The organism is Mycobacterium sp. IDUB_1, from assembly GCF_055419625.1.
The window spans coordinates 573577-596641 of record NZ_JBVAYA010000001.1; the positions used below are offsets into that span (position 1 = coordinate 573577).

At 66.2% G+C, this 23065-nt stretch carries 27 protein-coding genes; 12 read left to right on the forward strand and 15 right to left on the reverse strand.

Annotated features, from left to right (window positions below):
* Positions 1 to 30: 30 nt before the first annotated feature.
* Positions 31 to 684, forward strand: a complete 654-nt coding sequence (locus ACZYYX_RS02910; RefSeq protein WP_463812888.1) for a TetR/AcrR family transcriptional regulator — start codon at positions 31 to 33, stop codon at positions 682 to 684.
* Positions 685 to 724: 40 nt separating this feature from the next.
* Positions 725 to 2899: a glycoside hydrolase family 3 C-terminal domain-containing protein gene (locus ACZYYX_RS02915; RefSeq protein ID WP_463812889.1), complete on the forward strand. Its 2175-nt coding sequence runs from the start codon at positions 725 to 727 to the stop codon at positions 2897 to 2899.
* Here ACZYYX_RS02915 and ACZYYX_RS02920 read toward each other — a convergent pair.
* On the reverse strand, positions 2874 to 3218 hold the full coding sequence (locus ACZYYX_RS02920) for a DoxX family protein (protein WP_463814786.1): 345 nt from the start codon (positions 3216 to 3218) through the stop codon (positions 2874 to 2876). The two genes, ACZYYX_RS02915 and ACZYYX_RS02920, sit on opposite strands and share 26 nt — an antisense overlap.
* Before the next feature lie 106 nt (positions 3219 to 3324).
* A complete protein-coding gene (locus ACZYYX_RS02925; protein ID WP_463812890.1) occupies positions 3325 to 3762 on the reverse strand; it encodes a MarR family winged helix-turn-helix transcriptional regulator in 438 nt (145 codons plus the stop codon).
* A gap of 264 nt (positions 3763 to 4026) precedes the next feature.
* Here ACZYYX_RS02925 and ACZYYX_RS02930 point away from each other — a divergent pair, with 264 nt between their 5' ends.
* The gene (locus ACZYYX_RS02930) at positions 4027 to 4497 is read left to right on the forward strand and encodes a DUF4174 domain-containing protein (RefSeq protein WP_463812891.1); all 471 of its coding nucleotides are present in this window, start codon (positions 4027 to 4029) and stop codon (positions 4495 to 4497) included.
* Between the two features lies 1 nt (position 4498).
* Positions 4499 to 5119: a CIA30 family protein gene (locus ACZYYX_RS02935; RefSeq protein WP_463812892.1), complete on the forward strand. Its 621-nt coding sequence runs from the start codon at positions 4499 to 4501 to the stop codon at positions 5117 to 5119.
* A gap of 10 nt (positions 5120 to 5129) precedes the next feature.
* Here ACZYYX_RS02935 and ACZYYX_RS02940 read toward each other — a convergent pair whose 3' ends face one another.
* From ACZYYX_RS02940 to ACZYYX_RS02965, 6 genes are all read right to left on the reverse strand, one after another.
* Positions 5130 to 6224: a coiled-coil domain-containing protein gene (locus ACZYYX_RS02940; RefSeq protein ID WP_463814787.1), complete on the reverse strand. Its 1095-nt coding sequence runs from the start codon at positions 6222 to 6224 to the stop codon at positions 5130 to 5132.
* Positions 6225 to 6310: 86 nt separating this feature from the next.
* On the reverse strand, positions 6311 to 7054 hold the full coding sequence (locus ACZYYX_RS02945) for a hypothetical protein (RefSeq protein WP_463812893.1): 744 nt from the start codon (positions 7052 to 7054) through the stop codon (positions 6311 to 6313).
* Positions 7055 to 7100: 46 nt separating this feature from the next.
* A complete protein-coding gene (gene arr, locus ACZYYX_RS02950; RefSeq protein WP_463812894.1) occupies positions 7101 to 7523 on the reverse strand; it encodes an NAD(+)--rifampin ADP-ribosyltransferase in 423 nt (140 codons plus the stop codon).
* A gap of 50 nt (positions 7524 to 7573) precedes the next feature.
* Complete coding sequence (locus ACZYYX_RS02955; protein WP_463812895.1) at positions 7574 to 8341, reverse strand: acetoacetate decarboxylase family protein; 768 nt, start codon at positions 8339 to 8341, stop codon at positions 7574 to 7576.
* On the reverse strand, positions 8338 to 9957 hold the full coding sequence (locus ACZYYX_RS02960) for an FAD-dependent oxidoreductase (protein WP_463812896.1): 1620 nt from the start codon (positions 9955 to 9957) through the stop codon (positions 8338 to 8340). Before ACZYYX_RS02960 ends, ACZYYX_RS02955 begins: the two co-directional genes overlap by 4 nt.
* A gap of 4 nt (positions 9958 to 9961) precedes the next feature.
* Complete coding sequence (locus ACZYYX_RS02965) at positions 9962 to 12151, reverse strand: molybdopterin-containing oxidoreductase family protein (protein ID WP_463812897.1); 2190 nt, start codon at positions 12149 to 12151, stop codon at positions 9962 to 9964.
* Between the two features lie 63 nt (positions 12152 to 12214).
* Here ACZYYX_RS02965 and ACZYYX_RS02970 point away from each other — a divergent pair, with 63 nt between their 5' ends.
* From ACZYYX_RS02970 to ACZYYX_RS02980, 3 genes are all read left to right on the forward strand, one after another.
* The gene (locus ACZYYX_RS02970; protein ID WP_463812898.1) at positions 12215 to 12832 is read left to right on the forward strand and encodes a TetR/AcrR family transcriptional regulator; all 618 of its coding nucleotides are present in this window, start codon (positions 12215 to 12217) and stop codon (positions 12830 to 12832) included.
* Between the two features lie 198 nt (positions 12833 to 13030).
* Positions 13031 to 13639, forward strand: coding sequence for a PadR family transcriptional regulator (locus ACZYYX_RS02975; protein WP_463812899.1), 609 nt, complete (start codon positions 13031 to 13033; stop codon positions 13637 to 13639).
* A 7-nt stretch (positions 13640 to 13646) separates the two neighbouring features.
* Positions 13647 to 14633: an NAD(P)H-dependent flavin oxidoreductase gene (locus ACZYYX_RS02980; RefSeq protein ID WP_463812900.1), complete on the forward strand. Its 987-nt coding sequence runs from the start codon at positions 13647 to 13649 to the stop codon at positions 14631 to 14633.
* Between the two features lie 7 nt (positions 14634 to 14640).
* Here ACZYYX_RS02980 and ACZYYX_RS02985 read toward each other — a convergent pair whose 3' ends face one another.
* Entirely contained in the window at positions 14641 to 15057 is a 417-nt protein-coding gene (locus ACZYYX_RS02985; protein ID WP_463812901.1) for a pyridoxamine 5'-phosphate oxidase family protein, read from the reverse strand.
* Positions 15054 to 15890 carry an NAD(P)H-binding protein gene (locus ACZYYX_RS02990; protein ID WP_463812902.1) on the reverse strand — a complete coding sequence of 279 codons (837 nt, stop codon included), beginning with the start codon at positions 15888 to 15890 and terminating at the stop codon, positions 15054 to 15056. Before ACZYYX_RS02990 ends, ACZYYX_RS02985 begins: the two co-directional genes overlap by 4 nt.
* A gap of 82 nt (positions 15891 to 15972) precedes the next feature.
* Here ACZYYX_RS02990 and ACZYYX_RS02995 point away from each other — a divergent pair, with 82 nt between their 5' ends.
* Entirely contained in the window at positions 15973 to 16914 is a 942-nt protein-coding gene (locus tag ACZYYX_RS02995) for an AraC family transcriptional regulator (RefSeq protein ID WP_463812904.1), read from the forward strand.
* A 94-nt stretch (positions 16915 to 17008) separates the two neighbouring features.
* Here the strand turns inward: ACZYYX_RS02995 and hchA are convergent, their stop codons facing one another.
* From hchA to ACZYYX_RS03010, 3 genes are all read right to left on the reverse strand, one after another.
* The gene (hchA, locus tag ACZYYX_RS03000) at positions 17009 to 17890 is read right to left on the reverse strand and encodes a glyoxalase III HchA (RefSeq protein WP_463812905.1); all 882 of its coding nucleotides are present in this window, start codon (positions 17888 to 17890) and stop codon (positions 17009 to 17011) included.
* Positions 17891 to 17961: 71 nt separating this feature from the next.
* Positions 17962 to 18348 carry a VOC family protein gene (locus ACZYYX_RS03005; protein WP_463812906.1) on the reverse strand — a complete coding sequence of 129 codons (387 nt, stop codon included), beginning with the start codon at positions 18346 to 18348 and terminating at the stop codon, positions 17962 to 17964.
* The gene (locus ACZYYX_RS03010) at positions 18329 to 18646 is read right to left on the reverse strand and encodes an ArsR/SmtB family transcription factor (protein ID WP_463812907.1); all 318 of its coding nucleotides are present in this window, start codon (positions 18644 to 18646) and stop codon (positions 18329 to 18331) included. Before ACZYYX_RS03010 ends, ACZYYX_RS03005 begins: the two co-directional genes overlap by 20 nt.
* Positions 18647 to 18835: 189 nt before the next feature.
* Between ACZYYX_RS03010 and ACZYYX_RS03015 the strand changes: the two genes are divergently transcribed.
* Positions 18836 to 19120 (forward strand): hypothetical protein, encoded by a 285-nt coding sequence (locus ACZYYX_RS03015; protein WP_463812908.1) that lies wholly within the window; start codon positions 18836 to 18838, stop codon positions 19118 to 19120.
* 30 nt (positions 19121 to 19150) lie between these two features.
* Here the strand turns inward: ACZYYX_RS03015 and ACZYYX_RS03020 are convergent, their stop codons facing one another.
* Positions 19151 to 19639, reverse strand: coding sequence for a MarR family winged helix-turn-helix transcriptional regulator (locus ACZYYX_RS03020; RefSeq protein ID WP_463812909.1), 489 nt, complete (start codon positions 19637 to 19639; stop codon positions 19151 to 19153).
* Between the two features lie 19 nt (positions 19640 to 19658).
* Here ACZYYX_RS03020 and ACZYYX_RS03025 point away from each other — a divergent pair, with 19 nt between their 5' ends.
* From ACZYYX_RS03025 to ACZYYX_RS03035, 3 genes are all read left to right on the forward strand, one after another.
* Entirely contained in the window at positions 19659 to 20369 is a 711-nt protein-coding gene (locus ACZYYX_RS03025; protein WP_463812910.1) for an FMN-dependent NADH-azoreductase, read from the forward strand.
* A 45-nt stretch (positions 20370 to 20414) separates the two neighbouring features.
* Complete coding sequence (locus tag ACZYYX_RS03030; protein WP_463812911.1) at positions 20415 to 20924, forward strand: cupin domain-containing protein; 510 nt, start codon at positions 20415 to 20417, stop codon at positions 20922 to 20924.
* Positions 20925 to 21024: 100 nt separating this feature from the next.
* Positions 21025 to 22152 carry an ElyC/SanA/YdcF family protein gene (locus ACZYYX_RS03035; protein WP_463812912.1) on the forward strand — a complete coding sequence of 376 codons (1128 nt, stop codon included), beginning with the start codon at positions 21025 to 21027 and terminating at the stop codon, positions 22150 to 22152.
* Between the two features lie 13 nt (positions 22153 to 22165).
* Here the strand turns inward: ACZYYX_RS03035 and ACZYYX_RS03040 are convergent, their stop codons facing one another.
* Positions 22166 to 22996 carry an acyl-CoA thioesterase domain-containing protein gene (locus tag ACZYYX_RS03040; protein WP_463812913.1) on the reverse strand — a complete coding sequence of 277 codons (831 nt, stop codon included), beginning with the start codon at positions 22994 to 22996 and terminating at the stop codon, positions 22166 to 22168.
* Positions 22997 to 23065 lie beyond the last annotated feature (69 nt).

The window sequence follows — 23065 nt, forward strand, 5'->3', positions numbered from 1 at the left end:
CCCCGGCAATCACGCTCCTATTATCGGTCGATGCCGAGGAAGACGCCCACCGCCACCGGAGGTGACTCGAAGTCACAACGCACCCGCGTTCGCATCCTCGACGCTGCGGCACACGTGCTGACTATCAAGGGATACGCAGGCACCCGGCTGACCGACGTTGCTGAGCACGCGGAACTACAAGCCCCCGCGATCTACTACTACTTTCCATCCCGAGAAGACCTGATCGAAGAGGTCATGTTCCGCGGTATTAGTGATCAGCGTCGATGCCTGCAGCAGGTCCTCAAGGCCCTTCCGCAGGACACTTCCGCCATGGATCGGATCATGGCCGCCGTCGAGTTTCACCTACGACACCAACTCGAGATGTCTGACTACGCGCGAGCGTCGATCCGCAATTCAGGCCAGGTGCCTATGCGATTGCGGACGCGACAGAAGAAGGAAGAAGCTACGTATGAACGGATCTGGCGCGGATTGATTAGAGATGCATCAGCCGAGGCACAGATTCGCGATGACCTCGATGCGCCGATGGCGCAGGCACTCATCCTCGGTGCCCTCAACTGGGCTGTGGAGTGGTGGGATCCCCGTCGCAACTCGCTGGAGTCCGCAGTAGCGAATGCACAGGTATTCGTTCGTCACAGTCTCGCGCCGCTCGCGAGCACGAAAGCCCCGCCTTCAGCTGGAGAGTGACCCCTCGGCGCGAACGGGGTCCATGCGTACCGTCGTCACCATGGACACGCGCGCCGCGGATCTGCCCCTCTCTGTGAAGGCCGCGCTCTGCAGCGGCGCATCGTTCTGGCAGACCGAGTCCGTCGACGGACTCCCTGCGATCACCCTCACCGACGGCCCGCACGGCGTTCGTGTTCAGCACGCTGCGGCAGACCACCTGGGTCTGGGCGCCAGCTCGCCCGCGACGTGCTTTCCTCCCGCGGCGGGTCTGGCACAGAGCTGGGATCGCGAACTCGTCCACCGGGTAGCCGCCGCGATCGCCGACGAGGCGCGCTCGCTCGGGGTGAGCGTCGTCCTCGGTCCCGGGGTGAACATCAAGCGTGATCCGCGCTGCGGGCGCAACTTCGAGTACTTCTCGGAAGACCCGCTGCTCAGCGGCAGCCTCGGCGCGACGTGGGTCATGGGTCTACAGGAACGCGGTGTCGGCGCCTCGGTCAAACACTTCGCGGCGAACAACACCGAGACCGACAGGATGCGCTCTGATTCGCAGGTGGACGCGCGGGCGCTGCGCGAGATCTACCTGAAGAGCTTCGAGAAAGTCGTCACCGAAGCGCGGCCCTGGACCGTCATGTGCGCCTACAACAAGGTCAACGGTGTCTACGCCTCGGAGAACCGTTGGCTGCTGACCGACGTCCTGCGCGGAGAATGGGGATTCGACGGTCTCGTGGTCAGCGATTGGGGTGCGGTCGCCGACCGGGTCGCGGCGCTGACGGCCGGCCTCGACCTCGCCATGCCCGGCGGTGACTCGGCGTTGGACGACGATGTCGTCGCTGCCGTACAGGAGGGCCGTCTCGACGAAGACCTGGTCGACGAATCCGCCACTCGCGTCGTGCGTCTGTTGCGGCGCGCAGTAGCCGCGGAACCGGCGGCGCCCGTCGATCGACGGGCCCATCACCTCCTCGCGCGTGAGGCGGCGACGCGCAGCATCGTGCTGCTCAAGAACGACGACGCTGTCCTTCCGCTCGGAGTTGACGAAACCATCGCCATCATCGGTCATTTCGCCGTCGAGCCGCGCTATCAGGGAGGTGGCAGCTCACACATCAACGCGGCTGAACTCGACATCCCCCTCGACGAGATCCGGACCCGTGCCGGCGGAGAGGTCACCTACGCCGAGGATGGCGACGCCGCGCTCTCTGCCGCGCGTTCCGCCGACGTGGCCGTCGTGTTCCTCGGGCTCACCGACCAGGAGGAGTCGGAGGGCTACGACCGCACCCACATCGACCTCCCCGACGATCAAATCCGCCTGCTGGAGTCCGTCTGCGCGGTGCAGCCCCGCACGATCGCGGTGCTCTCGCACGGCGGTGTCGTTCGTCTGTCGGAGGTCAACCGTTGCGCCGCAGCCATTCTGGACGGTGCCCTCCTCGGACAGGGCGGTGGCGCGGCGATCGCGGACGTTCTCTTCGGGGTCGCCGATCCCTCGGGCAGGCTCGCCGAGACCGTTCCCGCTCGCCTGCAGGATGCGCCCTCGTTCCTCACCTTCCCCGGTGAGCACTCACAGGTGCGTTACGGCGAGGGCATCTTCGTCGGCTATCGCGGGTACGACGCCCGCGACATCGAGGTGACCTTCCCGTTCGGGCACGGACTGTCCTACACCGATTTCCGCTACGGCGATCTTGCCGCGACTGCGGACGACCATGGAATCACCGTCTCGGTCACGGTGACCAACGTCGGGGACCGCGACGGCCGGGACGTGGTCCAGGTGTATCTGTCGTTTCCGGAGTCGACCCTGCGCCGGCCACCCCGCGAGCTGAAGGCGTTCGACGTCGTCGAGGTGGGTCGTGGAGCCGGCGTCACGGTCACGATGCACATCCCGCGCGCCGACATCGCCCATTGGGACGACCGGATCGCGACGTGGGTGGTGGAGGGCGGCAGATGTACCGTGCACGTCGGCCGGTCCAGCCGGAACATACTGTGCAGCAGCGATATTGAGGTCGATGGGGATGCGACGCGTCTGCCACTCACGACGGACTCCACGCTGGGTGAGCTGCTCTCCGATCCTGCCGTCGGCCCTCGGCTGGCAGAACAGTTCGGATCCATGACCCCCGGGGACGGCCTCGGAACCGACATGTTGAAGATGATCTCGTCGATGCCGCTGAGTCGGCTGAAAGCGTTCGGGGCAGGAGAGGCCGTGGCCGCCGTGGAGCAGATGCTCAGCGACGCCGCGGGATCCTCGTAGCCCACAGCGCCCAGGCGATCAGCACGGGCTGGAAGAGCAGTCGGACGAATCGGCTGGTGTCTGTGTTGAGGCCGAACCCATCTGCCTGGTTGACGAACTGGGCGATGTTGCCCGGGAAGACGAGCAGGAAGAACGCTGCCAGCAGCCGGCCGACCAGAACGCGATCCCGCCTCAGCAGCGCGAGACCCACGCCCAGTGTGATCTCGACACCTCCGGAGGCCATCACGACGCCGTCGGCGTCCATCGGTACCCACTTCGGCACCTGTGCCTGGAATTCCTCACGGGCCCAGAACAAATGGCTGAGCCCCGCGAAGATCATCGCCCCGGCGAGCACGAGGCGGGCGATGGTCCGCGCACGGGTGGTGGGCGGCGGTGCAGGCAGATCGGACACGGGCGACCCTTTCGTCGTTGTCAGGGCGCTGCTTTCAGTCAGGCGTGCGCGCATAGACGTCGGCGGTGATCAGATGCAGAACATCGCGCAACGCCACGAGGTCCGCTGCCGCCGAGACGTCGGAGCCCAGCAGCCGATCCGGAATGGATGCCGCACGCTCTTCGAGGGCCCGCCCGCGATCGGTCAACGAGATCTCCACGCGCCGTTCGTCCGTCGCACTACGTTGACGGCGCACCAAGCCCGCCGACTCCAGACGCTTCAGCAGCGGCGACAGAGTGCCGGAGTCGAGATGCAGGCGGTCGCCCAGATGGCCGACCGTGCACGGCTCTTCTTCCCACAGAACCATGAGCACCAGGTACTGCGGGTAGGTCAGCTCGAGTTCCTCCAGAAGCGGCCGGTAGGCAGCTGTCACCGCACGCGACGCCGAGTACAGCGCGAAACACAGCTGCTCGTCGAGACGGGGACCGGGCACATTCAAACTTTATCGCACACATCTCAATTGTGCACAATAGGTTTGGGGTGATGCCGACCCCGTGCGCCGGCGCACCGCTCACACAATCCACAGCTCCTGCAGGCCATCCACGGACTCGTCGACTACCACGCCGCGGCGGTTCCCGAGCCGGCGTACTCCGCTCCCCCTGCCGCGTACGCCCGACCCCAGTACCAAGCGCCGCAGTATCGGCAGTACTCGCAACCGGCTCGGCGCGCCGACGCATCGGTACGATCGGGAAGCACTATGGCTCGACAGCGCAGTGTGGTGCGGTCAGCGTTCGTCGCCACCGTGGTGGTGGTGTGCGCCGCGCTCGGCTCGGCCACCGCCTCGGCCAGCGGACTCGGCGACTACCTCTGGGAGCGTCGCCCCCTCGTGGTGTTCTCGCCCGCAGGGAACGACCCCAGACTGACCGAGACCCTTCGCAGGATCGACGACAGCCAGTGTGCATTCGCCGACCGGGACATGGTGCTCGCAGTGGCGGTCACCGGTGGCAGCAGCACGCTCGACGGTGCGGCGATGGACCCGGGTGAATCGGACCGCATGAGGCAGCGCTACCGCGTCGCCCCGGACGCGTTCACCGTGGTGTTGATCGGCAAGGACGGCGGCGAGAAGTGGCGCACCGACGAGGTTCCGGATCTCAAGGTCGTGTACTCGGTGATCGACGGTATGCCCATGCGGAGCCGTGAGACGAGCACCGGCGCCGGAGGATGCTGACGTGGCCCGGAACCGGCAGTGGCTGGTCGGCATCGCCCTCGCGGTCTCGGCGCTGCTGGTGGTCGCCTGCGGACGGCTGGCCAGCGCCGACGAGACGACGACCGCACCGGGCGGACGGGTCGTGAGCCTGGTCGACCTCGGCAGTCCCGGCGCGGTGGCCGGCTGGACCACGGTCAACGACCCGGTCATGGGCGGCAAGTCCACCTCGCGTGTGGCGTCCGGCGGGCGCGGCCTCGAGTTCTCCGGCACCCTGTCGCTGGAGAACAACGGCGGTTTCGCCTCTGCTCGCAGCCCACAAGACGCCGGTATCGGTCAGAGAGCCGTGGGCGCCACGGCGTTGAGCGTGCAGGCGACCGGCGACGGCAAGACGTACGTGCTGAAGCTCGGCGTCGCCGGCCAGTCGTGGTCCTACATCCAGCGCTTCCGGACCGATGCCGGTGTGGCACGCAGCTATGCCCTGCCCATCGCCGGTTTCGAGCCCGTCGGCATGCGTCTGGATCCCGCACCCGAGGCTCCGCGGCTCCTCGATCCGTCGACCATCGACGAGGTGGCCGTCTACATCCTCGACAAGCAGCAGGGCCCCTTCGCCATCACGATCACCGGGGTCGATGCGAACTCCTGACGGCGAGCACTCAGCCGCGAGGCGTGGTGGTGATGTGCACGTGGTCGTAATGCCCGTATCCGGATGCCTGCGGCCCGGCCGGTGTGGAGTAGGTGCCGCGCCAGATCACGTCCTGCAAGCCGAACCGGCCCGCGTTGGCCAGCGCGAACGCGCGGATCTGGTCACCGAGCGCGATGCCCTCGGGGCTGTCCGGGTTGGGGATCATGATGTCGATGGCGAGACCCCGCGGATGCCACGGTTTCGAGTCGGGCCGTACGCCGTCGATCGTGGAGATCTGCGGGAACTGGGCGCTGACGGCGCGTGCGACGAGGATCGTATTGGGTTGCAGGCCAGCCTCGTTGGCAACTCCCGCGGGCAGGGCGTCGGGAACCTGCGGAGGCGCCAGGTCGCCGGGCGGCAGAGCGGGCATCGCGACGACGGCGGGGTCCTGGGGCACTGGAGGCGCAGCCGGTAGCGGCGGCGGAACTGCGGCATCGATCACCGCTTGCTGCTGCGGCGTCAACGCCGCGTACTGAGCCTCCGCGGCGGCGATCCTGCGCAGCAGGTCCTGCCACTTAGCCCGCAATTCGGTCCGGATCGCAGCGGCCCTCTCCGCTGCGGAGCGGGCGTCGGCGGCTGAGCGCTCGGAATCCCGGGCGGCGGTCTCGGCGCGCTCGCGTGTCTGCCGATACGACTGCAGGTTGGCAGCCGTCGTCGCGTCCACCACGTGCTGTACGGACAGTCGGTCGATGAGTCGCTGGGGCGACGACGCGGTGAGCACCGTTGCCATCTCGCTGTCACCGCCGCTCATGTAGGTCATCGCAGCGAGGCGGTCGACCGCGTTCTGCAGCGGCGCGAGCTGGCTGTTCGCGGCGTCGAGCGCAGCCTGGTCAGCGCGGTGGCGATCGTCGGCCGCGGTCAGCTCAGCCTGCTTGGCGTCGGCGTCACGCTGAGCAGCGGTGACGGCCTCGCGGCTTTCCACCGCTTGCTGGGAGAGCTCGTTGAGCGTGGCCAGCGCGTCACCGGCGGGGTCGGCATGCGCGGCGGTCATCGCTGCGGCCATCGTCAGCAGGGCACCTGCGATGCCGGTGCACCTCACCCGAAGCGAGCGGCGCATCTCGGTCATGCGGATTGTCACGATCCTTCGTCGATGGTGTGGCCCCCCACGCGATCGATGCCCCGGGCAAGGCTACGAACTGCGTCCGGCGATGTCTAGTCGAGCGTCGCGGCGGCGACTGCATTCAGAGCGCGTTGAAGCCGGTGGTTCTCGCGATACTCATTCCGCGCGACGGCCAGGAAGTCCCGGCGGTCCTCGTCGCTGAACTGATGGCCGACGTCACGAAAGAAGCGCTGCTCGCGTTCACCGGGCGGCGCCCACCGGAGAGGTGGGTGAGCTGCGATGAAGGTCGACATCGCAGCGAGCTCGCGAAGCGGCTCACGAAGACGGCCGTGTAGATCGGCTCCGTAGATGTCCATGGCCAGGTCGTGTCCGGGGCCGAATGCCTCGACAACTAGATCGCTGGTGCCGGGGTGCTCGGCAGCGATGGCGTCCCACACCGGTTGGGCGATCATCGCCATCACCACCGGGTCGCCGTCGAGCAGAGTGCTCGGCTGCCAGAGACCGCCGTAGAGCTCGGAGCCCGTCGTCGTTCGCTCGACCAGGTACAGCAGGGTCTCGATGTCGGCCTCGGTCCACCGCGGCTCTCCGATGCGGGTCGCGTCCTGGCCGCGGAAACGGCCTGCCTCGAGGGCGTGCGAGAAAAACGTGGTAAGGGCTGCGATGCCGTGATCTGTCTCGACGAACTCGAGGCATCCGTATCCGTCATAGGCACCCTGAATCCCCAGAGAGACGGGGTGGTAGCCGCCAGACGCAGTGCGCCGCAACAGCACTGCGGTGGCCTCGATGTAGGACAAGCTGGTTCCAGTGATCAGGCATGTCGTGTCGTAGAAGCCCACGCCGTCATCTCCGCCCCTGTATCGCTGACGTTTGGACCGAAGGTACTCAATTGATGATCTCCGCGGCGTCATCGGAGAGCAGGGCGGACAGCCGCTCCCTCCACATCTGCAGCTGCTGCGGCGTCAACCGCCGCCACTCGGTGACCTCAGCCACCACCCGCAAAGGGGCGGTGCTGCGATACGAGCGGGTCGGGTTGCCAGGGAACTTCTTGTCGGTCACGTTCGGGTCGTTCTCGAAGTCGCGCGTGGGTTCGACCTGGTAGACCCGAGGCGCGGCCGTGCCGCCATGAAGTTCGGCGGCGATCTCCGCAGCCAGTCCGGCTCCGTCGACGAGGGCCGTGAAGTAGATGTGGTTCATCACGACCTCGGGGCGGTAATTCGACGGCCTGCCTGCGGTGAGCAAGTCACCGACGCCCACAGCGGCGATCGTGCCGTGAAAGAACGGGCCGTCGTCAAGAGACCGAGACACGGGGCCAATCTTTCGCGCCGAAGGGCCACTGTGCAAAGCGCGGTCCTGCCTCAGCAGAGCGCGAAGGTCTCGGTGGGTGCGATCAACTGCATGTCGGCGTTGCGGATCAACATGGCGCCCGACATCGTGACCACCGGGAACCGCTGCAGCGGCGTGAATTGTGAGACGCCGGTCAGGTGAACGCTGCCCTGGCCGGCCCAGACCTCGCCCGACAGCGCCCTCATGGTCGAGGGCACCAGCTCGGTCACCGAAGGTCCTTGACCAGGCACCGGCGAGGGGATCACTCGCAGGTTCATGGTCACGTTGTCGCCGGCAGCGGTGAGGATCTGGCTGTCCAGACGTTGGGTGGGCACGAACTGCGCCACGGCCAACGTGAGCCCGGCGGGGCGCTCCAGCCGCGCGGTGATCAGGCCGTCGAGGGTGGAGGTCCGGGCGGAGAACGTGATGTCGGCCATCATCTTCGGCCAGCCCAACCATTCGCGCCCGGCGATCATCGCGGGTTCATTGGTGACGTAGATGTGCGGTACATATCCCACAGCCTGCTCACGGTGGCGACAGGCGATGCTCTGCACCACCTCCCGGTAAGACCCCGCCCCGCTGATCCCGTAGTCCAGGAACGACAGAGTGACCACCGGGTGGTCATCGAGCTCCAGTGCGTCCGGGACGATCTGTGCGGCGCTGTCGGCATCGGTGAGATAAGTGAAGGTCAGCATGTCGACGCCGCCGAAGTCGATGGTGGGCGAGATGTGATACGCCGGCGCGTGCACCGGGGCGACAGGCGCGAAGCGGTCCTTGGTGAGCAATCCTCGACGGGTCACTGTGGTCTCCTCAGGGGGTTGGCGATGTCGACCATCTCGGGTCGATGGACTGATTTGCGCCGCGGTCGCCCGGACTGGCGGCCCCGGTTGCGTTCGTAGTCGTCGATCCGCAACCACCCACGGCGGTCGATCGGATCGTGCGGCAGTGCGTCGGCGAACACCGACGACGGTCGCGCCGGCGGGCCGAGCAACCCGCGTCGGTGATCGTCGAGCAGCGCGGCGACTGTCTCGCTGGCGCAGACCTTGTTGCTGCCGATGACACCGCTCGGGCCGCGCTTGATCCATCCCGTCACGTAGCTGCCGCGCACGAGCTGCCCCGCAGCATCGTGTATTCGGCCACCGTCGTTCGGAATGCGCGTGGTGGCGGGGTCGAACGGAATGTCGGTCACGGCTCGCCCGTCGAATCCGATACAAGACACGACCAGACCGGCCGGGACATGGCTCTCGCCCTGGATGGCGGAAGTGATGTCGACCCCATCGACCCCGTCGACCCCGGTGACGGCGCGCACCGACGTCGTGAACCGGAGATGGATTCTCCGCTCCTCAAGCGGCTTCTGCATCGAAAGTTCCTTGAGTAGAGCTAGTTTCGCATTGGCAACGAACGCTGCCCCGGGCATCCTGTCGACGGGCACCGCGGCATCGGCCAGGTCGTCGGACTCGACGACGACGTCGATGCCATCGAGGGCGGTCAGGGCCAGCAGCTGACTCAGGCTGAAGGCAGCGTGTTCGGGGCCACGCCGGCCGAGAATGACGACATCTCGAATCTTGTTGTCCGCCAGCGCGTGAAGTGCGTGATCGGCGATGTCGGTGTGCCTCATCTGCCCGCCGAGCAGTAGGACGCGCGCGACATCGAGAGCGACGTTGCCGTTGCCGACCAGGACAGCCGTGGGGTGGTCCGGGAGGATCACGCCATCAACGTGATCGGGATGCCCGTTGTACCAGGCCACGAACTCTGCCGCGGTCAGGCTGCCCGGCAGGTGCTCACCCGAGACACCCAGCCGGCGACCGACTGCAGCACCGGTGGCGTAGATGACGGCGTGGTGGTGGGCGGCGAGGTCACGATGGTGGACATCGGTGCCGACCTCGATGTCGAAGTACGCCGTCAACCGTGGATGCGCGAGGACAGCGGCGAAGTGATCGGTGATCTTCTTGGTGTCGGGGTGATCCGGCGCCACCCCCGCGCGCACCAGCCCGTACGGGGTGGGCAGGCGGTCGATCAGCGCGACGGTCACATGCGGACCCGACTCCAGCAGTTCGGCGGCGGCGTAGAAGCCACTGGGTCCCGCGCCCACGATGGCGACTCTGAGCGGTTCCGCAGTGGGCACAGGTCGCGCCGGTGGGGGCGTCGTGACCGGTTGCGGTCGGACCGCGAAGTAGTCGGCATTGAGGGCCGCATATCCGGACTCGGCATCCGGCAGTTCGTCGTCGGCGTGGATCGCATCGACGGGACACACGTCGGCGCACGCGCCACAGTCGATGCACCGTCTCGGATCGATGTACAGCATTTCGGTGCTGCCGAAATCGGCGTCACCCGGCGTGGGGTGAATGCAGTCGACCGGGCACACCGACGCGCACAGCGCATCACTGCAGCATGCCCGGGTGATCACGAACGGCATCGGTTCACCGATCCGTCTCGGCGGGGGCCACCGACACCGGCACACCGTTGAAGAAGGCGTTCCCCGAGGGCCGGTCGATATGATCGGCGGTGTTGGGGGTCAACATGTTGTAACTGCTGCCGCCTGCGGCCACGGCGGCGCGCCACCGACCGCCATGTCCCCAGCCGTGCGTCATCCCGACAGCGCCGACCGCGACGTCGTCGCAGACCCGTGCGCGCGTGCGCACTCGACCCCATGGAGACGTCACCACGATGTCGTCGTGGTCGTGGATCCCCAGCGCGCGGGCGTCGTCGGAATGCAGGATCGCGTGACAGTGACGGGCCCCGACCAGCAGTGCAGGCACGTTGTGCAGCCACGAGTTGTGCGAGCGTAGTTCACGAATGCTGAACAGACGCAGGGGAAACTGTGGATCATCGTCGTCGGCCGCGAGCATGCGCTCCACTTCGGCTGCCAATTCCGGGATATCGAGGTGGATGCGGCGGTCCGCCGTGTGCAGCTTCCTGTCGAGCACGCCCACAGGGCAGGCGTCGGCCAGTTTCACCGCGCCCTGGTGGGCGAGGAGCTTGGCCCTGTTGAGGCCGGAGCGTCTCAAGCCGAACCAGTCACCGTGGCGGCCGGTACGCAGGATCCAGTCGGTGAGTGTCGACGGCGAGGGACGAAAACCCCACCGGCCCAGGAAGCGTGCCGCCGGAGCGACGGACGCGACGATGCCGATGCGCCGCGCGATCTGGTCGAGAATCCACCAGTCGTCGCGAGCCTGCCCGCGGGGCGGGAGGACGGGCGAGACCCACTGGGCGTTGGGCACCGTCGACTGCGCCTGCGTGAACACCGGCAGCTGCTCACGTTCCAGCCACAAGGTCGGCGGCAGAATCCAGTGAGCGAGCCGGGACGTCTCGGTGACGTAGGGATCCAGCGAGACCATCAAGTCCAGGTCCTGCAGCGCCGCGGCTGTTTTCGCGTTGTCGGGTGCGCTCGTGACCATGTTGCTCGACATGGCGATCAGGGCACGCAGCTGGCCGCGCCCGGGTGTGGTGATCTCTCGCGGCAGGCAGGCCAGCGGCGCAGTGCCCATCACCTCGGGCATGCCGTCCACCCTCGTGGTCCATCGGCCCCGGCCGGCGATGCCGAAACGGGCACCCAGGGCTTCGAAGTCCACCATCGGGTCCCCGAGCACCATGCCGCCGCGCCGGTCGAAGTTCCCGGTGATGATGGCCAACGCGTCGAGCAGGTACTTGGTGAGCGTGGAATACGGACCTAGTGACGCCCCGCAGCGCCCGTACACGCTGGCGGCCGGCGCCGCTGCCAGCCCGCGCGCCAACTCGAAGATCGTCTCGACGCCGATTCCGGTCTCCGCGGCGGCGCGAGCGACATCGACTCGTTGTGCCAGCCTGCGCAGCGCTTGGAATCCCACGGTTTGGCGAGCGAGCGCTGCCTCGTCATCGAGATCCTCGTCGACGATCACACGAATCATTGCCAGCAGCAGCCACGCGTCGGCGCCTGGCGTGATCGGCACGTGCTCGAAGAGTCGGGCGGTCTCCGTCCGGCGTGGATCGACGACGACGACGCGGCCACCGCGGCGCGGGATGTCGAGCAGTACGTCACGGATGCGGCCGGTGGTGACCAGGCTGCCGTGCGACACCACCGGGTTGGCACCGACGATGAGCGCGAAATGCGTCGCGGCGAAATCCGGCAGCGGGTTGACAGTCGAGTTGCCGTACATCATGTCCGCGGCGACCCAGTAGTTGTTCACGTCGATCGAGGCAGATGTGTAGTGGTGCTTGGTCTTCAGCGCAGCCGCCAAACCATTCATGGTCACCGTCGCCGCGTAATTCCACGCAATCGGGTTTCCCCACACCACACCGATCGATTCCGTGCCGTGGTTGTCGAGTACGGCATGCAGTCGCGCGCCGATGTCGTCGAGCGCCTCGTCCCAGGTGGCCTCTTGGAAGTCGCCGCCGGGCGTGCGTCGCATCGGTACGGTCACCCGATCCGGGTCGTCGACCACTCTGCCGAATTGGACGCCCTTTGCGCAGGCGAAACCACGCGACGCCGGGTGATCAGGATCGGGCAGCAGCTCGACGAGTCGGCCCTCGTGGACCGTTGCCACCAAACCGCATGACGCTTCGCAGATGCCGCAGAAGGTCTTCTTCTGCACCACCGAACCGTGCGCGGGACTGAGAGGCTTCGTCGCCATAGTCTTATTCGTACACTATGTTCGATTAAGCGTGCAAGCGCAGGTGACCTAGAGTTTCGACTCATGGCGCCGACCCGACGTGCAGCTGCGCCCCGGCAGCGTCGCACGACCAGCGAGCAGCAGATCCTCGACGCCACCCGATCCCTCCTGCGCACTGGACAAAGACTCCCCGACATCGCGGTCGGCGACATTATCGAAGCCGCAAATGTCTCGAGATCGACTTTCTATCAACACTTCTCGGGGAAAACCGAGCTGGCGTTCCGGCTCGCCGCGCCGGCGATGACCGCTGCGCGAGAGGCCGCCGATCGCTGGTGGCGCGAGCCTGCCTGGGGAAGCTCGAAGGACATGATCGACGTCGTCCGCACGCTGATGGCGCAGGGCCGCGAGCACCGCCTCGAATGGCTCGCGGTCTTCGACATCGCTGACCGCGATCCCGAGGCCGCGGAGGGTGTCGAGGCCCTGGTGCGCGACTACGTGGCACAGATGGCTGAACGCCTCGTCCGGGAGCAGAAGGCGCAGCGAGTCTCTCGGCTCGCCGATCCAGCGCAGTTGGGCCGCCTGGTCTTGGTCACCACCCGCGCATGCATCCTCGATCAACTGGCCCACGGAGACCCGGCCAGCGACGAGACCTTCTCCGCAACACTGGGCCACATGCTGTGGCTGGCCATCAGCCAGAGGTGACGCAACCTCTGCTGCACAAGGCATACCCCTAAAGGGGTACTAACAGCTCACCTACGACGGCTGGCCCCGCGACTTCGACGGTGCTTGCATGAGCGCGTGTGTCCCGTCCCTGTAGCCGGCGCCGGTGTGAGGCACCGCGCAAGAATAACGACACATTGATGCTGCCACGTGGACCGTATCAATGATACGGTCGGTTTCATGTCCGAGGGCTCTCGACTCAGCCACCTCTCCTACGTGGTACTCGGTGTCATCGCAGTGCGCGGCCCCACCACCTCGTATCAACTCAAGCAGTACGTGGCCGAGTCCATCGCGTACCTGTGGCCTCTCCAGCACGCCACCCTCTACCGCGAACCACGCCGGCTGGAGGACTGCGGGCTGTTGCAGTCCGAGACCGAAGACGGCGGCCGGCGACGACAGTTCTTCTCCATCACCCCCGAAGGCCTTGACTGCCTGAGGAATTGGCTACGCGACGCTGGGACCGCACAACCCTCCGAGCTCCACGACGAGGCGCTGCTCAAACTCCATTTCGGTGAGCTTGCCGATCCAGCGAGCATGCGGGAGCTGGCCGAGAACCAGATCGTGGAACGCAAGGCCCGATTGGCCCGCTTCACCGATCTGCAGCACCGCTATCAGGATCGTCCCGGCATCGGTTACCCGTTGGCGACATTGAGGGCGGGCCAGATGATCGAAAGGGCATCCATCGCGTTCTGGCGGGAAATCGCAGAAACCGCAGACGAACTGGCTCCCCCACGTCCAGAACATGCCGAATCGCCATCCAACCAGACCGACAAACACGACCGAAAGTGATTGCCCCATGGCCCTTCCCGACATCCTGCGTGACAATCTCGCCCTGCCCGCCGTCGCGGCCCCACTGTTCCTCTGCTCCGGACCGGAGTTGGTGATCGCGCAGTGCAGCGCCGGCGTCGTGGGATCCTTCCCAGCACTCAACGCCCGCCCGGCCTCCGTGGTGCGCGAGTGGCTGGAACAGATCACCACCGCGTTGGACGGCCGGCGCCGTGAGCATCCCGACGCGGTGACGGCTCCGTTCGCGGTGAACCAGATCGTGCACAAGTCCAATGAGCGACTCGAGGAGGACGTGCAGGCGTGCATCGACTTCAAGGTCCCCGTCGTGATCACTTCGCTGGGTGCCCGTGCCGACGTCAACGACGCCATCCATTCCTACGGCGGCATCGTGCTGCACGACGTCATCAACGACAGGTTCGCGCGCAAAGCCATCGAGAAGGGCGCTGACGGTCTGATCGCCGTGGCTGCGGGGGCGGGCGGGCACGCCGGCACCATCTCGCCGTTCGCGCTCGTGCAGGAGATCCGTGCGTGGTTCGACGGGCCGCTGCTGCTGTCCGGCGCCATCGGGCACGGTCGGTCCATCCTGGCCGCCCAGGCCGCCGGTGCCGATCTCGCCTACATCGGATCGGCCTTCCTGGCCACGACCGAAGCTCGCACCGAGGACGCCTACAAGCAGATGGTCACCACCAGCGGTGCCAGCGACATCGTGTACTCGAACCTCTTCACCGGTGTGCACGGCAATTATCTGCGCGGCTCCATCGAGGCAGCGGGGCTGGATCCCGAGAACCTGCCCGAATCCGATCCGTCGACAATGGATTTCGGGTCCGGCGGGAACACCGATGCCAAAGCGTGGAAGGACATCTGGGGTGCCGGACAGGGCATCGGACCCATCCGGGAGGTGGTCTCCACGGCCGAGCTGGTGGCGCGGTTGAGCGAGGAGTACGCAGCCGCTCGCGCCCAGTTGTTCGCCGAGGAGCTCGCCTCAGCCGGCGTCTGATGCGGGGTCACATCGCATAGCGATGGACTGTCACAGGGTGGATGACGATCCGGACCCATTGTTCGTGCAGCATCTCGGCGAGATCGTGTGCGCGAGTGGGGTCGTCGAGGTTCCAGTAACGTGCGGCGAGTCGCTCGAGCAGGGCCTCAGCGCCGTCGTCGGCAACCGTCGCCGTTCCCGTCACCGACACCCACCGTTCGCGTTCACCCACCGGGGCGGTCACGACGAGCGAGACGCGCGGGTCCCGTCGCAATCTGCGAACCCGCACGGTGTCGGGTGCGCTGAACAGCTGGATCTCGTTGGCGTCTGTGACCTCGAACCACACCGGTCGCGGCTGCGGTGGCAGCGGACCATCTGCCGTGGACAAGAATCCGTAGAGCGGGCGGCGCAGCAACTGCAGGTCGTTCTCCGTCAGCTGGTTCATCGCGTCCAGGCCCCCGTCACGTCGACGCGCAGGGCATAGTCCTCGAACGTCCGGGCCGGGCGCCCCAGAACAGCAGCGACATCGTCCGTGGGCTCCGAGATCAGACCTCGCCCCATCAGCTCGAACATCTCGGCGACGTGTTCGGCGTCGCCTCGATCGAGGCCCTGGGCGAGCAGCGTATCGACGTACTCCTCAGAGGTGATTCTCCGATAGGACATCGGCCGGTCCGCGGCGCGCGAGATGGCTGCGACAGCGTCGGCGAAGGTGATCGAGCGAGGCCCGCTCAACTCGTAGACGCGGCCGCGGTGCGGGCCGGGGTCTGTGAGCACGGTAACGGCGACATCGGCGACGTCATCGAGGTCGATGAACGGTTCACCGACATCGCCTGCCGGCAGCGCCAATTCCCCGTCGAGAAGTGGCGCGTGCCAGAGCTCTTCGTCGAAGTTCTGCGCGAAGTTGTTGGGCCGCAGGATGGTCCACGAGAGGTCCGCGGCGCGCACCGCGTCCTCGGCGTCGCGCATGTCACGACCGAACGTCGAGTCACCCCAGTCATCGGCGCCGCGCCCCGACAAGAGGACGAGGTGCCGCACGCCCGCGTCCGCAGCCTGCGAGACGAAGTCGTGGACCGGGCCGGGTACCGACGGCGCGACGACGTAGACGGCGGTCACGCCGTGCAGCACCGCGTTCCAGCCGCTCGGCGCGGCCCAGTCGAACGGAATGGCGCTGCGTCGCGACGCGGCGCGGACCGGCACACCTCTGAGCCGGAGTCGGGCCGCGACCCGACGTCCAGACTTGCCGCTCGCGCCGAGAACCAGAGTGGTCGAAGTAGTCATGTTGTCGAGTCAACCCCGCGGCGTTGGACGAGTACATGGGTTGGAGTCCGAAATACCTGTTCAATCGTCTAGCCTCGACGATATGGATGCGTTCGGTGATCTGTTCCGCGGCGTACGAGCGCACGGCTCGTTGTTCGGAAGTTCTCTTCTGACGCCGCCGTGGTCGCTGCGCTTCGTCGATGGCGCACCGCTGACGCTGTGCACGGTCCTCGGCGGCGGCGGATGGATCGTCCCCGAGAACGGCCCGCCGCAACGCCTCGACTCCTATGAGACGGTCATTGTTCGCGGCCCCGACACCTTCACATTCGTCGATGCTCTCGACACGACAGCCGAACCGGTGGCCTGCGGTGAATTCTGCGCGACACCCGAGCAGGGTGGCACCCGACACCGCCTCGGTTGGGTTGATTCTGGAAAGAATTCCGGTGCAAGCACATTGATCGTGGGCGCCTATCCTCTGCGCGGCGAGATCAGCCGGCGACTGCTGGAGGCCTTGCCGGTCGTCGTGCACGTCGGCGCAGGCGGGACCGGTGACGCTGTCCTCGATCATCTCGCCGAGGAGGTCGCCGCTGATGTGCCGGGACAGCAGGTGGTGCTCGATCGGCTCTTGGACTGGATGCTGGTGTGCACCATCCGCGGGTGGTTCGACCGACCCGGCGGTGAACCGCCGACCTGGTGGGTCGCGCAGCGCGATCCGGTGGTTGGCGACGCGCTGCGCCTGCTGCACGACGATCCCGCCGCGCCCTGGACAGTGGCGATGCTGGCTGAACGCATCGGGGTGTCTCGGTCGACGCTCGCGAGACGCTTCAGCGAGCTGATGGGCGAGGCGCCGCTCACCTACCTCACACGATGGCGGATGGCTCTGGCGATGGATCGGTTGACCGACGAACCGGATCTTCCCATCGCCCAGGTGGGACGCGCCGTCGGTTATACGGATCCGTTCGCGTTCAGTGCGGCGTTCAAGCGAGTGCGGGGTGTCAACCCTCGTGACTTCCGTCGCGCCGCGCGCTCGGTGTCCCCACGGTGACGTGGCTCCTGGCAGATGTTGCGAAAGCTGTTATCAGCAGACCTGTTTCACCCGAGCGCCATGCCAGCGCCACCCCGGCGCCGTCCTATCAACGCTAGCTCGTGCCGTTCACCGCCTTCACCAGAACGTCGGCCGCGAGCAGGCCGAGATTGTTCGCTGCCAGTGGGCTGTCTCCGCTGAGCAACGTGCGATCTTGATGCACCCGGCCGGTCATGTCGTCATTGAGCACCGTGATTCCCTGTGCCTCCAGCGACTCTGCCAACAACCACTGTAGATGCCCGGGGATGTAGCCCATGTCGACGTTGGCGCCCTCATCGAGCGCATCCGGGAACACACACATCGAGTAACCCCTGAACGGTGACTCACGACCGTCACGACCGACCGACAGCAACGCAGCCGGCCCGTGACACAACGTGATGATGTATCTGTCACGCGCCAAGGCCCAATCCAGCGTCTGTGCCACCGACTCTGCGTCCGGCAACCCGACGAGCGCTCCGTGACCACCGGGAATGAACACCGCCAGATAGTCGGAGTCCTCGCCGAGCTCATGTGCGACGACATCGGCCAGCTTTTTCGGCTGCTGCATTTTGGGCTTGAGTCTCTCGTAGGCCTCGGGAACGGTCTCGTCCTCACCCGGCATCGCCCACCACTCCAGCTTGGCCGGGTAACCGGTCACCGTTGCGACGTCCACGTCGAAACCAGCCTCCATCAGGTGGTGAAGCGGCAGCAGCGTTTCCACGGGGTGATTACCGGTGGAGAACAGTTTCCCGTTCTTGCACAGCACATAGCGTTCCTCGGCGGCAATCGCCAAGATCTTCCACCGACCCTCGGTATAGGCACCCTCGTGCTCGACACCGTCGAAATCGGTCCGGGGTGGGACGTACTGCGTCAGCGAGTACGGCGAGGGGAAGAACGCGTTGGCCTCAGCCTCGTCGGGACGGGGCTCGCGGCTCACGGCGTCATCGTTGGCGGTCATCAGTCATCCTTTCTCGTCGATACTCCAACTGTTCGGGAAGCGCCCGTCGATCGCAATGCCCCTGGCGACACTCAGTTCATCTGCTGGATCTGGATGAGGTTGCCGCACGTGTCGTCGAGTACCGCCGTGGTCACCGGCCCCATGGTCGCCGGTTCCTGCGTGAAGTAGACGCCGTGCTCGCGGAGCCGCTCGTACTCGGCGTGGACGTCGTCGACAGCGAAAGCAGTGAACGGGATGCCGTCGGCGACGAGCGCTTCCTTGAACGGCTTCACCGCGGGATGTCCGTCCGGCTCGAGCACGACTTCGGTGCCGTCGGGGTCCTCCGGAGAGACCACAGTGATCCACCGGTGCTCGCCCATCGGGATGTCGTGTTTCGTCTGGAAGCCGAGCACGTCGGTGTAGAACCTCAGCGCCTTGTCCTGCTCGTCGACGAACACGCTAGTCAGGGTGATCTTCACGCCGATTCCTCTCTGTCGGTGTCTTTCCCGTCGTCGTAAGCCACCGCTGGACGATGGGTTCCAGTGGCGCGGTGTCGATGTCGTGGAATTTGAACCGACCTTCACGTCGCGTGGTCACCAAGCCCGCGGCCTCGAGAACGTCGAGGTGCTGCGAGATCGCCTGCCGTGACGAGCCGAGGCCGTGTTTTGACGCGAGTCGTGCACAGATCTCGAACAACGTCTGACCGTTCCGATCGGTCAGTTCGTCGAGAATCGCCCGTCGAGTGGGATCCGCCAACGCCTTGAAGACATCGCCCACCTCGTTCACGATAGGCAAGTAACCACTTGCATGTCAATGGTGAGCCCAGAGGAGGACCACGGGTTCTCCAGCGGGCCGTGCACCGATCTCACTGGCAGCGTAGAGATGTGCGCGAAACCGAGACCTCGAAGAAGATCGCCGTCGTTGGCGCGACCGGACTGATCGGCCGGCGACGCGGTGCGCGCACCGGTGGCGCTCATCCAGACCCTCGACGCCGCTGAGGTGGCCGCGATACTGGCCCGCATCGCCGTCGGTCAGCCGCTGAACTCCATTCACGACGTCGGCGGCCCGGAGAAGATGACCTTCGCCGACATGGCTCGCACCGTTCTTCGTCACCAGGGACGAACACTCGACGTGGTCGACGATCCGTCAGCCACGTACAGCGGGCTGGCGATCGACCACACGACGCTCGTCACGGGCGACGATGCCGAGCTGGGCACCACGCGACTCGAGGACTGGTTGGCGTTGAACTGACCAGGCCGTCTCGCTCGAGGGCTCCCCGGGCTACTGGGCCGCTGGTCGCTTCTGTTCGGTGCCGTCACTCTCGCCGGCAGCGTGCGCCATGGCCTTGCTCAGCAGTTTGTGCAGTGCCGCACGGTCCTTGGTGTTCAACCCGAGGATGCGTTTCTCCAGACGGGAGGTGACCTGTTCGATCGTGGCAAGGCGCCGGCGCCCCGCCGCGGTGATCACGACGTTGTGCCGGCGACGGTCCTGTGGCGAGCGTCGCCGCTCGATGAAGCCCTCGGACTCCAGGTCGTTGAGCAGAGCGACGACCCCGGTGGCGTCGATCCCGAGCGCCGAGGGCAGCTCGGATTGCGCCCGCTCACCGAAGTCCCGTAGCAGTGTCAGCGCTATCGCGTGCCGTGTCTTCAACCCGTAGTTGCGGAGATCCTCGTCAGCCTCCACCCGCATGCGTCGAACCAGGTAGTCCATCATCGCGCCCACCATGTTCTCCGGCTCATTCAGATCGTCCGGGTCGGCTGGATCGTCCACCTACAGCACTCTACGGGAGTTGGTTGACTATTCGCAATCTAGTGATAGTTTGCATCTTGCTAACTATCTTGAAAGGAAGATCATGAGTCATCTTCTCCATATCGATTCTTCGGTCCGCGGCCAGGCATCGGTCAGCCGTGCCTTGACTGCGCGCGCCGCTGGTCGCTGGCTTGAAGCGAATCCGCTTGGGACGGTTACCTATCGAGATCTGGCCGCCGATCCTGTGCCCCATCTGGATGCCGAGACCGGGTTGGCGTTGATGACCCCACCCGACCAGCACACCCCAGCTCAGGCCCGCACGTACGCATTGGCCACCATGCTGATCGACGAGATCAAGGCCGCCGACACTGTGATCCTCGGTATGCCGCTGTACAACTTCGCCGCGCCGAGCCTGGTCAAGTCCTGGGTCGATCACATCATCTGCGGTGGCTTGTCGTTCACCCCCGATGGCACGAGCCTGCTCGGCGACACCGAGTTCATCGTGCTGGAAAGCCGCGGCGGCGGTTACAGCCCAGGCACGCCTCGTCACGGCTGGGATCACGCGGAATCCTGGCTGGCTCACGGTGTTTCCATGGCCGGTCTCACACCGCGCCTGATCGTCGCCGAGCTGACCATGGCTGACATGGACGACCGGATGGCCCATGTGAAGCCCCTCGCCGACGACAGCCTCGCGCGCGCCAACGCCGAGATCGATGCCTTGTGGTCCGTCGGCGACGAGAACGTCGCCTAGGCATAGTCGGTCCGAACGACAACTGAGACAGAAAGAGAAAACGTCATGTCGCTCTGGAACCCGAGCAACATCATGGACGTCCCGCCGTACCCGAAGAACCGCTTCGGCGGCGAACCCGAGAACAGCGCCGTGCTGCGGCGCAGCGATGAGGCCGAGGACTACCGCGGCGGACCGTTGAAATTCCATTACCTGGTCGACCAGCAGAAGTCTGCGGGAGACTACGGCCTCTACCGCATCGAGATGGGTCCCCACGCGGGCGGGCCCGGCGCGCACTACCACAGGGCCATCTCCGAGGCGTTCTACGTCCTCTCCGGCGGAATGCGTCTCTACGACGGCGAAAAGTGGGTCGACGCAACGAAAGGTGACTTCCTCTACGTTCCGCCCGGCGGTATCCACGGTTTTCGCAACGAGGCCGACGAGCCGGCTGAGGTACTGGTTCTTTTCGCCCCCGGGGCCCCGCGCGAGACGTACTTCGAGGGCCTGTCACACCTGGCCGGCCTGACCGACGAGGAACGCATCGAGTGGAACCATCGCCACGACAGCTATTTCCTCTGACGGACCGGGCGGACGCCGAACATGCCCGCCGTGATCGGGCATGTTCACCGACTCCGACGGCAAGTAGGTTGGTGACCACAGCCGATCACGGGGGAATCAGATGAAGCACTCATACGCGCGCAGGGCGCTGAGCATCCCGGTCGCCATCGCCCTCGCTCTCGGCGGTGCAGCCTGCGCCCACGACAGCGCCGAACCGGCTGCAGCGTCGTCATCGTCGTCGTCGCCGTCGCCGTCGCCGTCGGCAGACAACGGGAGCACTCACGATCGCGTCGAAACGCTGCTGGACGAGGCGGAGGACGCCTTCGACTCGCCCGCACGGACGTCGTCAGCCGGGAACACCGACAAAACGGTCGACAACATGCAGATCGTCGCCGAGCGCTTGATGCAGGCACACGACCTGGCGCCCTACCGAAACGATCTCCTGTTCAGCGCGGCCTCCGCGCAGATTGCACGCAAGGACGTCGACGCGGCGATCGCGCTCTACAAGACGGCGCTCGACACAGCTCCCAATGATGTTGACGCGCAGTCGTACTTGGCCGGCTGGTCACGCTATCTCGGGCGGCAAGCCGAGGCCGACAACTACATGAATCAGGTCCGAGCGCTGGACCCCGCGCGCGCAGAGCACTTGCAGACGATGTTCGCCACGATCGATCAGAAGGTCGCGACCCCGTTGACCGATACCCTGCCACCGATGCCGGAGCCCGGACTCGGCATCGTCACCCTCGGCTACGCGCTGCACGACGACGGATCGATGGACGACATCTTGATCGACCGCCTCCAGCAGACGAAGGCCGCCGCGCAGCGCTGGCCGACCGCACCCATCATCGTCACCGGCGGCGTCGAGCAATCCGGGCGCACCGAGGGCGAGTCCATGAAGGAGTGGCTGGTGAACAACGGCGTTGCGGCCGAGCGCATTCACGACGAGAACTTCGCGCGCTCCACGGTCGAGAACGCGTCCTACGGCGTCGAGGTGTTGGCGCAACTGCGCGCGACGCATGCACTCGTCATCAGCTCTGCCAGTCACATCCGCCGCGCGCTGACAGTGTTCCAGCTCGCCGCCGCCGACACCCTGGGTAAGGACTACGTCTTCGCAGGTAGCGGAAGCGCCGACAAGCCTCTCGCCGAGCTCGCCACCGCGACTCCCGACGAGCTTCTCTCCATCTATCGCGACGCCTTCAGCTCGATCGGAATGTGGAGTTACCGCAGCGCGCCACTGCTGCGACAGTAGTTGCTCGCGAAACTCAGGAGCGTGGCCGATCTGGTGGGTCGAAGCCGGGATTGACCAGCGCCGTGGCGGAGGCGGTTCCGATCGGCCCCTTCTCATCGACGAGAAGCGCTGTACCCGTGGCGATTCCGCCGTGGCTGTGATGGGTCAGAGCGGCGAGCCCGATGAACGCACCGGAAGGCAAGCGGCTCAGCGAGACCGTGTAATCCGCATTGATGAACGGTAGGCCGTCCTCGCCGAAGCCCGTGATCGAGCTCGCGACATCACCCGCCATCGCCGCGGACCCGAATGGTGTCTTGTCCAAGGCATCGACGATCGGCAGCATGTCGCGGAACCACACGAACTTGGGCCCGCTGTGCGCCCACGCCGCAAGACCGTCTCCGGGATGTGCGTCGTTCCGCCCATAGGAGTACATCAGCATCGGCGCGTCGTCGGAGATCGTTCTGGGCATCGCCGGCAGCGGAGGCATGACCACATCGGCAGACCAGCGTGGCGCAGTCGGCTGCTCACCGGAACGTAGATAGAGCAGGCCGGCTCGGGCGATCGGCTTGCCGTCCTGGGTCATCACGACGTCAGCCAGCAGCAGCCGTCGCCCGGCTCGAACGACTTCGGTGCTCACCGATACCGGCGTCAACGCTGCGGGCCGCATCAGATCGACAGTCAACCGCGCGGGGTGCAAACCGGCCGTCTGTCCCGCGAGGTCACGCTCGCCGATGAGGCCCAGCAGCCCCCCGAGGTAGTTGCCGCTGATGGTGTCGCCCCACGGACCGCGCGCCCACTCGGTCGGCACGAAGACCTCGCGACCCGCGTCGTCGGTCTGCAACGCGAAGAACGCTCGGATGCTCATCGCTCCTGACGATAACCTGCGCGGCGAGGATGATCGTGGACAGCCCGGAATGAAGGAGAACCGTTGCCA